Source organism: Paenibacillus sp. AGC31 (assembly GCF_057334655.1).
Genome location: NZ_JBHFJH010000036.1, coordinates 35,913 through 47,941, shown reverse-complemented (window position 1 = coordinate 47,941; position 12,029 = coordinate 35,913). Strand labels below are relative to the sequence as shown.

Sequence of the window (12,029 nt, the reverse complement as noted above, 5' to 3'; positions counted from 1 at the left end):
GGTGGGTCCATAATGATTATTAAACAGATATTTAATAACAATATTGTCAGTACCGTGGATGACAAAAATCAGGAACTACTGATCCTCGGCCGGGGTATCGGATTTAAGTTCAAAGCTGGCGATGAGATTGATGAAGAGCGGATTGAGAAGGTATTTCGTCTTCAGGATGCATCAATCTATGAGAAATTCAAATCCATCGTAGCTGAAGTGCCGATTGAGATTTTGCAGGCAACAGATGATATTGTGACACTGGCACGAACGCAATTGAACAAAACCATCAGTGACGGGATCTATGTCTCGCTGTCTGATCACATTCACTTTGCTGTTCAGCGCTTGGAAAAAGGAATGATTACTCGTAATCCACTTTCTTGGGAAGTTCAGCACTTCTATAAGGCGGAGTATGATGTAGCCAGAGAAGCACTGACCTTGCTGAAGGAAAGACTGGATATTGAGTTTCCCAAAGATGAAATCTGTAATATTGCCTTGCATTTCATCAATGCGGAAGTCAATGATTCCATGAACGATGTCACCCATCTGATGCAGCTGTTGCAGGAGATTATGAATATCATCAAATATCACTTCAACGTTGAATTGGATGAAGATAGCGTCAATTATTTCCGCTTCATCACCCATTTGAAATATTTCTGTCAGCGTGTCATTACACATTCTTCACATGATGATGCTGAGGAGTATTTATATGAAGTGGTTCGGAAAAACTATCCGGAGACATTCAAATGTATTGGCAAGATCGAGACTTTTATCCATAAGAACTATCAGTATGACATGACTCACTCTGAGCAGTTATATCTAACGCTCCATCTGGAACGTTTGATGAAAACCAAGCGGGACGAGAAGTCCACGCAATAGAATCAAATCACAACTGGATATCCTATGGGCTTGTTACTGTTCAATCAGGCAATACCCGAATGAGATGGCGCCATCCATATGCGCTAGATTCGTTCGGGTATTTTTTATTGGAAAAATGAGGAGGAAAACATCATGAAACATCAGGAAACGGCGCAGGAAATCATTAAAGCCGTTGGGGGAACAAACAATATTAACTCCGTTTATCACTGCGTCACACGTTTGCGCTTTGATCTGAAAGACAACGAGAAAGTTGATAACGGCTCACTCAAGAAACTGGATAAGGTCATGGGAACGAATATTTCCGGCGACCAATTCCAAGTCATTATCGGTAATGATGTGGCAAAAGTATTTGATGCCATGGTGAAGGAAAATCCGGCAATCCAGCAAACTACAGAAAATAAAGAACCAAAGTCGGATAAAAAACAAAATGTCGTGCTGAAAATTTTTGAAACAATCGCAGGTGTCTTTGCCCCGATGCTTCCAGCGATTACTGCGGCAGGTATGCTCAAAGGATTACTTGCACTATTTGTATCCGTAGGTTGGATGTCTGCCGGAACGGATACGTATCGTATTCTTTCAGCCATTGGTGACGGCGTATTCCACTACCTGCCTTTACTGATTGCAGTCAGCGCTGCTCGTAAATTCGGCAGTAACCCGTTTGTTGCGATTGCCCTAGGTACGGCACTCATGTATCCAGACATGACAGCATTGTTATCTAGCGGTGAATCAGTTGGATTTTTGGGAATCCCGGTTACAGCAGTAAGTTATGCTTCATCGGTTATCCCGATTCTTCTTGCAGTATGGTTGATGTCCTATGTTGAGAAATGGGTTGACCGCGTTATCCCTGCTGCACTCAAGCTGCTGCTTGTGCCGCTGATTACCTTGCTTGTTATGGTTCCGGTGACACTGATTGCGATCGGTCCTTTGGGTACATTTGTAGGTAGCGGATTGTCTGGTGGTATCAACTGGCTGCTGAATGAAGGCGGATTGATTGCAGGTATTGTTCTTGGCGGCGCGATGGCGCTCATTATTATGACAGGAATGCACTATGCACTTGTGCCGATCATCCTGAGTAATATCGCTACACTGGGCTTTGATAAATTCTTGCCGTTGACCTTTATCTCCAATATGGGTCAGGCGGGTGCAACACTCGGCGTATTCTTCCGGGCAAAAGATAAAAAACTCAAAACCGTGGCATTGTCCACGAGCTTTACAGCGCTGATGGGTGTAACGGAGCCAGCTATGTACGGCGTAAATATGAAATACAAAAAACCATTTGCCGCAGCGATGATTGGTAGCGCAGTGGGTGGCGGATTCGCCCTTGCTTTTGGCGCGAAAGCGTATGTACTTGCGGGTAACGGTGGTCTCCCAGGACTTCCTTCCCTGATCGGACAGACCTTCTGGTATTCCTTTGGGGGTATGATTTTGGCCTTTATCGTGGGTGCGATCATGTCTACGATATTTGGTATCAAGGAAGAAGAAGGAGACGCAGAGGCGTTGGCTCAATTCTCACCGGGTGCTTCTACTGCACCAGCGAAAGTAACTTCCAATGACGCTGCAACCGTAAATGTAGACGACATGGGCGATCCAACACCAACGAGTGATGCAGTAGCTGTTGCACCGATGACAGGTAAATCCATCCCGCTCAAAGAAGTCAACGATCCAACATTTGGTGATGAATTGATGGGTAAAGGTGTAGCATTTGTTCCAACGGTGGGCGAATTGGTTTCTCCAGTGACAGGTACCATCATGAATGTGTTCAAAACAAAACATGCGATCGTTGTCCGCAGTGATAACGGAATGGAATTGTTGATTCATGTTGGAATTAACACGGTGAAGCTGCGTGGACAGTATTTTGATGCACATGTTGCTACTGGAGCACGTGTACAGGCTGGAGACAAGTTACTCACGTTTGAACTGGCCGAGATTGCAAAAGAATACGATATCACAACCGCTATGGTTGTTACCAATACGGCTGATTACAAGCAGGTTCTACCTGTGAAATTGGGCGAAATCACGATGGGTGAAGACGTCTTGAAAGCTGAGATCTAAATGGTCCGTCTTAGGACTAACAATATTAACAAAAGAAGGAGAGATTCGAATGATTAATCGACAAGGGTTCCCGGAAGGTTTTCTATGGGGCGGCGCTATTGCCGCTAATCAGGCTGAAGGTGGATTCGACGCTGGTGGCAAAGGATGGTCGACAGCCGACATGGTTCCTTATTTTGAGAAAAAGGACTACACCAACCTTAGAGAACTGATGCATGTTACCAGTGCCACGGTTGAGAAAGCAATGGCACATCATAGTGCAGAAGGTTATCCGAAGCGTTACGGGATTGATTTTTATCACCGTTTCAAAGAGGATATTGCATTGTTCGCCGAACTGGGCTTCAAGACATTCCGACTGTCCATCAACTGGCCGCGTATTTTCCCGAATGGTTATGATGCCGAGCCCAATGAAGAGGGACTGCGTTTCTATGACGAAGTGTTCGATGAACTCCGGAAATACGATATCGAACCACTTGTAACCCTCTCGCATTATGAGATGCCTATGGCACTTGTTCTGAAATACAACGGCTGGGCTGGTCGCGAAGTGATTGGACACTTTGTGAGATATGCCGAAACCGTGATGAACCGATACAAGGACAAGGTCAAATACTGGTTGACGTTTAATGAGATTAACACAACCATTATTGAACCGTTCACAGGTGGCGGTATTATTGAAGACCGGGTTGAGAACACGATGCAGGCTTCTTATCAGGCACTTCATCATCAATTTGTAGCCAGCAGCCTGGTAACAGAGAAAGCACGTCAGATTAACCCGAACTTCCAGATCGGATGTATGCTTGCGCGTATGATTCACTACCCGGCGACATCGAAGCCAGAGGATGTGCTGCAAGCACAGATCGATAATCAGCTGAACCTGCTGCATACGGATGTACAAGTTCGTGGCAGTTACCCAACGTTCATGGCTCAGTACTGGGCAGAGAACGGGATTACGATTGTCATGGAACCGGGAGATGAGCAGATCCTGCATGAGCACACGGTTGATTTCATTTCGTTCAGTTATTACACATCCTTGGTGTCCGCAGTGAACCCAGAGGAATATGGAGTGACGGGGGGTAACCTGTACAGTACGATCAAGAACCCGAATCTGGAGCGTACAGAGTGGGGCTGGCAGCTTGATCCGATCGGTCTGCGCGTTGCACTGAAAGAGCTGTATGACCGTTATCAATTGCCACTGTTTGTGGTGGAGAATGGCCTTGGCGCGAAAGATACGGTTGAAGCAGACGGTTCTATCAACGATGATTACCGGATTGATTACCTGAGAAAACATATCACACAAATGAAAGAAGCCGTTATGGACGGAGTAGACCTGATGGGATATACCAACTGGGGAGCGATTGATATCATCAGTGCATCCACTTCGGAAATGTCCAAACGTTATGGCGTGATCTACGTGGATCAGGATGACAACGGACAAGGCACATTAAATCGTTATAAGAAAAAGAGCTTTGGCTGGTACCAAAAAGTCATTGCCTCGAATGGCGAGAACTTGGAATAGATTAATCTATATAGGCACCCCGGGCGTAGCTGGTATTATGGCGCCGGGGCGCCTTTTTTATATGATCGTGTAGTATTCTCATCAACGCTATTGGCATTTCAAGGTAAAAAAGATGACTACATAACATACTGGATGGTATACTGTGATCGTATTGGGGGAGGGGTAACCATGAAGAAGCCTATTATTGCTGTAGATATGGATGACACGATATGTCATCTGGTCAAGCGGGCTATATATCACAACAACCTCAACTTCCCGACCCATCCGCTTCGCTACGAGGATATGATTCATTGGGATACATCCCATTTGCGTCATCCAGAGAGCACGCACGATGTATTTTATGGTCGGCCGGGTTTGTTCGAGGAATTGGAGTTATACGACGAGTATGTTGTAGATGAGATGCGAAAGCTGAACGATGCCTATGATGTTATTGTTGTAACGGCAGCGGAACCAAGAACAGTTGTTGAGAAGTGGAACTGGCTTCAGCAGCACATGCCTTTTATAACCGCAGAACAGTTTATTACATGCAAAAGAAAAAACCTGCTCGCTTTTGATTTGCTTATTGATGATGGGGCACATAATTTGATTCCAGCGCATGAGGATGGCAAAAAGGTCATCTGTATCCCGCATCCATGGAATATACAGGAGCGTGAGCAATACAACTTTCCGTTAATGTCTTCATGGAAAGAGGCCAAGGCATACATAGATGAAGTGTTACAGGTTGTTGGTGTCTGAAAGTAAATCTTATTGTCCAGAGTGCTGTGCTCTGGATTTTTTGCGATAGGCGAGAGGTGTTTCGCCTGTTATTTTTTTGAATGCAGCATAGAATGAATCCATATCCCGATATCCGACCAGCTCGGCAATCAGACTGACTTTGTGCTGTGAACTCTTTAGAAGTTCGCAGCTTTTTTGTATACGGAGGTGTTGCAGGTAGCTGCTAAAGGTCTGACCGGTATGTCGCAGAAACATTCGGCCAATTTGTTTTTCGCTAAAGCCCGATACACGTACCAGATCAGACATCCGAATACGATTGCCTAAGTGTTCCTTGATATAGTGAAGGATGTAATCAAGACCGGTGGAATGATTCTCTTCATCATGATCCTTTTGATAAAGTTGTCTGTAGGTCATCAATACCAACTGGCTCACCAGGGTGTATAACATGGTAGACGAACCGATTCCCTGAACGGATGATTCACGATATAGCTTCACCATTACTTCTTCAATCCGGTCGTTGTGATCCACAACGGATATATAAGGAACCTGATTTTGTTCCAGATCCATCAGATGTTGAATGATTTCTTTTTCCTGAATGATTGCTGTCAGCGTGTGGATCAATTCAGCATTAAATAAGCAATTATATATAATTAACGGATGCTCGGTTACGTTGGTGCTGACAGGACGAAAGACATGAGGAACGCCGACAGGAATGACAAACAGCATCCCCTTTGTCACCGGAATGACATCTTCACCGATATGATGAAAGCCCTTTCCTTCGGCAACATAACTATACTCAATAAAATCATGTGCGTGAAAAGGGAGTACAAAATCTTCAGAGCAACGATTGACAAAAAGTTGCAGATGATTATGCAGAAAGTATTCGCTTTTCATGAGTTGTACAGATGAATTCACAAGCAACCTCCTCGCACAGATGGCTGAATCACCGGATGAAATAGTCCTGATTACCGGGTATTTAGGGCAACAGGATCGATATAATTATATCGTAACGCCGAATGGGAAGCCAAGATGGAAAGGACGATCTGCTAATGTTCAACGTGAGTCACCTTCGCTGTGAGTATAGAATCAATCCGATAGGCCTTGATGTCCAATCACCGAGATTAAGCTGGCAGTTACAGTCTGATCGTCGAAACTGCATGCAATCCGCATACCAGATCCAGCTGTCCCTGTCAGAAGATTTTGATGAGATTGCATGGGATTCTGGCAAGATAAGCAAGGATCAATCCATACATGTGGAATTAAACCATTTTCAGCCTTCTCCGCAAACGCGATACAACTACCGAATTCAGGCATGGGATGATGCAGGAAGTGATTCGGGCTGGTCCGAAACGGCTTATTTCGAGATGGGACTTATGGATAGTCATAACAAGTGGCAAGCAGTATGGATCACAGCTCAACCATCAGATGATGGAGATACGTCATGCCCACGTATGCGCAAGCATTTTAATGTGAAACAACCTGTTACGTCTGCCAGAATATATGTGACAGCACTTGGATTATACGAGTTGCATATGAACAACACAAGAGTAGGAGAAGATTATTTTACACCTGGTTGGACCTCTTATCGTAAGCGATTACAATATCAAACCTATGATGTAACTCATCTACTTCAGGATGGGCAGAACATATTAGGCGCTTATCTGGGTGATGGCTGGTATCGAGGGTATCTCGGCTGGAACAAAGAACGGGAGATATTTGGTCCAACGTCCGCATTGCTGCTGGAACTGCATATGAAATATGCAGATGGTTCGGAGGAATGTATTCTATCCAATGGGGAGTGGACGGCTGCTCCTAGTGCCATTCGCATGTCGGACATCTATATGGGGGAGACGTATGATGCACGAATGGAGTCCGATTGGTCGGATTCATCTCAGACGAATTGGTCACCCGTGAACGTACTGGAGCATCCCAAAGATATCATCGTTGCGCAGGAGAACGTACCCGTCACCCAAGTAGAACAACTACAGCCAATCGCCTTGTTAACAACACCACAGGGAGATCGTGTAATAGACATGGGGCAGAATATGGTGGGATGGGTGAGATTCAGCATTCAAGGTGAGGCGGGTCAGACGGTTGAGCTGCACCATGCTGAGATATTGGATCATGAAGGCAACTTTTACACCGATAATCTTCGCGCCGCCAAGCAGTGTATTCGCTACACCTGCAAGGGGGATGGCGTGGAAACATTTGAACCGCATTTTACGTTCCAAGGGTTTCGCTATGTGAAGCTGGTTAACTTTCCGGAACACGTCCGTCTGGATGAATTCACCGGAATAGTGCTGCACTCGAATATGGAGCCAACAGGTCAGTTCTCATGCTCCAGTCCACTGGTGAACCAACTGCATCACAATATATTGTGGGGGCAAAAGGGGAATTTCCTTGACGTGCCGACAGACTGTCCACAGAGGGATGAACGTCTCGGGTGGACTGGCGATGCACAGATGTTTGTCCGCACATCTTCCTACCTGATGAATACGGCTCCCTTCTTTACCAAATGGCTGCGGGATCTGGAAGCGGATCAGGGAGAAGATGGAGGTATTCCATTCTTCGTTCCGGATCTGAGAAGTTCCACCACAGAAGGGTGGGGAGACATCAGTCATTCTTCCGCCGCTTGGGGTGATGCTGCAGTCATCTGTCCTTGGACCATCTATGAGATGTATGGGGATGCCAGATTACTGGCCGAGCAATATGAGAGTATGAAGCGGTGGGTTGAATACATTCACGTGCAGGGTGACAATCCGTATCTGTGGAACACGGGATTCCATTTTGGCGATTGGCTGGGACTGGACTCCAAGCCCGATAGTTATGTCGGTGCAACGGACACGGATTATGTGGCAACTGCATTTTATGCCTATTCAGTGTCGTTAACTCAAAAGGCAGCTGAGGCACTTGGAAAGACAGATGATGCTGAATATTACAAGCAGTTGCAAACAAACATTGTTCATGCGTTTCGAAATGAATTCGTGACTCCAGCCGGCAAAATTGCTGTTCCTACGCAAACAGCACATGTTCTTGCGCTCCAATTTGACCTGCTGGAAGCGACTGCCCGATCTCGTGCTGTTGAACAATTGGCAAAACTCGTGAAAGAGGCGGGAAATCATCTTACTACAGGTTTCGTGGGCACACCTTATCTGAATCCGGTATTGAGTGATGCAGGTCTTCACGACCTGGCTTATACATTACTTTTTCAAGAGGATTATCCGTCCTGGCTATATCAGGTGACTCAAGGCGCAACGACCGTTTGGGAACATTGGGATGGGATAAAAGAGGATGGAAGTCTCTGGAGTGCTGATATGAACTCATTTAACCACTATGCGTACGGAGCGATTGGAGAATGGTTGTATCGTTACGTTGCCGGCATTCGGTCCGATGAACATCAGCCAGGATTCCGAATGGTGCATATCGAGCCGCAACCCGGACCTGGACTGGATTGGGTGGAAGCGAGTCTGGAGACGATGTATGGTCAAGTTGCTTCAAGCTGGCACCGGCTGGCGGAGGGTGAAATGGAGATACGGGTGCATATTCCCACCAACACGAGGGGTACGGTACGTCTTCCTGGAGCAGGTGCACAGATCGTTCTGGAACAAGGGAAACCATTGGATCAGATAAGTGGTATTCAGGATATTCAAAACATTGGAGGCGATGTTGAAGTCACACTTGGATCTGGGAGTTACCAATTCACTTACAAAGACACGGATGCGAAAAAGGATCGGGATGTTCAAAAGTCTACATTGACAGAGTCCGTATAATGATAGAATAAGCCGTAAGAAGTATAATTGAAGAGGACCTGCACACGCAGGTCCTTTTTCGAACTTGTTTGAGAGTGAATTTGTTGTTTTTGAATAATGAAAGGAGCATGACCATGGCAAAACCTACATTTAAAGATGCGCCTTTGCGCCGTGAGATTGAGGATCTGGCTAAGCAAAAGGATCACCATACATTGGCCTGTTGGGCTGCGGAGTGTGCGGCACGTGTCTTGTATATATCTGAGAAGAAGACGGAGGATATCCGCGCCCGTGATGCCATTGATGCAGGAAGAGGTTGGATTCGTGGAGAGATTTCCATGGTTGACGCTCGAAAGGCAGCTTTTGCAGCTCATGCTGCTGCACGGGAAGCCGATCATGTCGCTGCCTCTGCTGCATCTCGTGCGGCGGGACACGCAGCTGCAACGGCCCATGTGAAAGACCATGCGGTACATGCCGCAACGTATGCAGTGAAAGCTATCTTTTATGACTCTTTGAAGGAAGAGCAAGAACGTCGTGTCCTGGAAGAGAGAACGTGGCAATATCAATATCTGTTGGGAGGATGTAATGATCATGGGGAAAGAACAAGTTAGATTAATTAAACCATCAAAAGCCTATAAGGATGCGTATCTGGCATTCTATGAAGACTGGGTCAGAAGTGGAGAATTGATGGTACCTTGGGTCATTTCCAAAGATCCTTATGCGTTCGATGAGATGTTGGCATTTTTGCAGCGTAATGAACAAGGGATCGACATCCCGGAGGGCTGGGTCACAGACAGTACATATTGGCTGGTCACGGAGAGTCAACAAATCGTGGGTGCTGTGAATATAAGGCATGAGCTTAACGATAAATTGTTTAACAGTGGAGGACATATTGGATATGGTATTCGTCCAGGAGAGCGGCACAATGGCTATGGTTCCGAAATTCTCAGTCTTTCTTTGGAGAAAACGAAAGAGCTTGGAATTACCAAAGTATTGGTCGTATGCGATGCGGTTAATGATCCTTCCAGAAGGGTTATCCTTCGAAATGGTGGCACTCGGGATGAAGACTATGTGGAGTCCAATGGCAACGTTGTTGAACGATTCTGGATAGAAAATGTCGAATAATGCAGAATAATGATGTAATATAACGAAAATAATATGGATTATGATTGTATTACCCTCGTGTGCTGATTAAAATGAAGCATAGAATCTGGATTGCGGCCGGAAACTATCATCCCATATCAGGCACAAGTGAGGTTATCTTTATGAATCAACCGGTTAATCGGCCCCGGCGAATTGAGTATCTGGATCTCTATCGTGCTTTTGCCATCATGGCAGTGGTAGCTATTCATGCAACTTCAACAGCAGTTGCGCATTACCCCAAGCATACATTAGATCATGATGTGTATTACTTCTGGAACACGTTTTTGCAATTTGCCGTTCCGGCGTTTCTATTTCTGTCGTCCCTGGTCTTGTTCTACAACTACAGCTCCAAGGTGAATGAGAAGGGTTGGATGCTCGCTTTTTATAAGAAGCGCTTATTTAATGTATTTGTACCTTATGTGGTGTGGTCCCTTATTTACTTTGCCATTAAACAATTGCTTGCGGGCAAAGAACCTTTGACCCATAGTGTTCAATTTGCCAAACAATTAGTGATGGGAACTGCTCATACGCACTTGTACTTTTTTCTGATTATTCTTCAATTCTATATCGTTTTTCCATGGCTTCTGTCCCTTACACGCCACCGTTTGTTTAATCGTTATTTGCCATTATTCTTTATTGCGGGCCAAGCGATCTTCTATGCACTACATTTGCAGTTTCACTTCGAACGGACAGGAAGTTTGTTACCCAGTTATCTGATCGTGATTGGATTTGGCGCATGGGTTGGGTTGAACTTTGAGTGGGCATTGAACAAACTGTATACTCACCGTTATATGCTCATAGCTGCGTTGTTAGGTGGAGGTGCCATTTTTATATATGGTAATGCTTATATCAAAACCGCTTTTGCTGCATACCCGGTTATTACCTATACCGTGCTGTTCCTGTTCCGAAATCTGTTTACCTTGTCAGCCTGCCTGCTCCTGCTGATTTTTAGTGAACGAATCGGCACAGGAAAACATACCGAGGTTCGAAAAGCTACGCGTATTCTGGACTCCTTGGGTACAGTCGCGTTCGGTGTATTTTTAATGCACCCACTTGTACTGCTCTTCTGGAGACGTGAATTCACAGATGACCTGGCTCGGCACTTTAGCGTAGGCATCATTCTATCTTATGTTGTGGCGCTCCTATTCTCATGGATCTGCGCAATGGGATTGCGCCGGATGAAGTGGGGATGGGTACTGATTGGACGTTAAGTTAAATTAAACATATACAAAGTTAAGATAAGAGTTTCAAGCCCTCACGCCTTGAGGGAATCACTTGAAACCTCTTTTTTATTTGCGCTAAAGAAGGTATCATAGAGTTTAATGTCCATAAAATTGAATTAATGGAATGACACTACCTCGTCAGGAGTGATCGAAATGAAATTGGTGATTATTTTTGGTCCGCAGGCTGTGGGCAAAATGACGGTCGGTCGGGCAAGAACTGGAGAAGATAACGAATTTAAAATTGTTTCATAACCACATGACCATTGAATTGGTGTCTCCTTTCTTCAGCTATGGCACAGCACAAGGCAAAAGACTGGTGAGTCTGTTCCGGCAGGAGATTTTTGAAGAAGTGGCAAAGAGTGATTTGCCGGGTCTGATTTTTACTTTTGTATGGGCGTTTGATCAGGAGCAAGATGGAGAGTACATCCGTAAGATTAGCGAATTGTTTGCATCTAATGGAGGTCAGGTCTGTTATGTGGAACTGGAAGCCGATGCAGCGGAAAGACTAGAGCGCAATAAAAGTCCGCATCGCCTGTTGCATAAACCAACAAAGCGTGACATCGCGTGGTCTGAGCGAGATTTACTTGATACGATGAAGCAATACCGAGTGAACTCGGAAGCGGGAGAAATCACGCATGAACACTACATAAGGATTGATAACACACACAAGAGCCCGGACGAGGTGGCAAAGTTAATTCAGGAACGATTTAATTTGTAATCTGAGAAACATCTATTTTAGCAAAGTAGATGCTTTCTATGAGAGGGGCACTA

9 protein-coding genes and 1 pseudogene are annotated in these 12,029 nt (G+C 45.3%); 9 read left to right on the top strand and 1 reads right to left on the bottom strand.

Features of this window, described 5'->3' with window-relative positions; translation table 11 throughout:
* Window positions 1-12 precede the first annotated feature (12 nt).
* The 4 genes from licT to ACE04G_RS22790 all read left to right on the top strand — a co-directional run bounded on the left by licT (window position 13) and on the right by ACE04G_RS22790 (window position 5,167).
* The gene (gene licT, locus ACE04G_RS22805; protein ID WP_036613466.1) at window positions 13-867 is read left to right on the top strand and encodes a BglG family transcription antiterminator LicT; all 855 of its coding nucleotides are present in this window, start codon (window positions 13-15) and stop codon (window positions 865-867) included.
* 132 nt (window positions 868-999) lie between these two features.
* Window positions 1,000-2,919: a beta-glucoside-specific PTS transporter subunit IIABC gene (locus ACE04G_RS22800; protein ID WP_339186843.1), complete on the top strand. Its 1,920-nt coding sequence runs from the start codon at window positions 1,000-1,002 to the stop codon at window positions 2,917-2,919.
* Window positions 2,920-2,968: 49 nt separating this feature from the next.
* Window positions 2,969-4,432, top strand: coding sequence for a glycoside hydrolase family 1 protein (locus tag ACE04G_RS22795; protein WP_449004846.1), 1,464 nt, complete (start codon window positions 2,969-2,971; stop codon window positions 4,430-4,432).
* 168 nt (window positions 4,433-4,600) lie between these two features.
* On the top strand, window positions 4,601-5,167 hold the full coding sequence (locus ACE04G_RS22790) for a 5' nucleotidase, NT5C type (RefSeq protein WP_221820522.1): 567 nt from the start codon (window positions 4,601-4,603) through the stop codon (window positions 5,165-5,167).
* A gap of 9 nt (window positions 5,168-5,176) precedes the next feature.
* Here ACE04G_RS22790 and ACE04G_RS22785 read toward each other — a convergent pair whose 3' ends face one another.
* Complete coding sequence (locus tag ACE04G_RS22785; RefSeq protein ID WP_339304711.1) at window positions 5,177-6,061, bottom strand: helix-turn-helix domain-containing protein; 885 nt, start codon at window positions 6,059-6,061, stop codon at window positions 5,177-5,179.
* 134 nt (window positions 6,062-6,195) lie between these two features.
* Here ACE04G_RS22785 and ACE04G_RS22780 point away from each other — a divergent pair, with 134 nt between their 5' ends.
* The 5 genes and pseudogenes from ACE04G_RS22780 (at window position 6,196) to ACE04G_RS22760 (ending at window position 11,976) form a co-directional block, all read left to right on the top strand.
* Window positions 6,196-8,916 carry a family 78 glycoside hydrolase catalytic domain gene (locus tag ACE04G_RS22780; RefSeq protein WP_449004849.1) on the top strand — a complete coding sequence of 907 codons (2,721 nt, stop codon included), beginning with the start codon at window positions 6,196-6,198 and terminating at the stop codon, window positions 8,914-8,916.
* 113 nt (window positions 8,917-9,029) lie between these two features.
* Window positions 9,030-9,503: a putative immunity protein gene (locus tag ACE04G_RS22775; RefSeq protein ID WP_449004850.1), complete on the top strand. Its 474-nt coding sequence runs from the start codon at window positions 9,030-9,032 to the stop codon at window positions 9,501-9,503.
* Window positions 9,478-10,017: a GNAT family N-acetyltransferase gene (locus ACE04G_RS22770; protein ID WP_449004851.1), complete on the top strand. Its 540-nt coding sequence runs from the start codon at window positions 9,478-9,480 to the stop codon at window positions 10,015-10,017. Before ACE04G_RS22775 ends, ACE04G_RS22770 begins: the two co-directional genes overlap by 26 nt.
* 140 nt (window positions 10,018-10,157) lie before the next feature.
* Complete coding sequence (locus ACE04G_RS22765) at window positions 10,158-11,246, top strand: acyltransferase (RefSeq protein ID WP_486094852.1); 1,089 nt, start codon at window positions 10,158-10,160, stop codon at window positions 11,244-11,246.
* Between the two features lie 165 nt (window positions 11,247-11,411).
* Window positions 11,412-11,976 (top strand): annotated as a pseudogene (locus tag ACE04G_RS22760) (DEAD/DEAH box helicase family protein).
* Window positions 11,977-12,029: the final 53 nt, after the last annotated feature.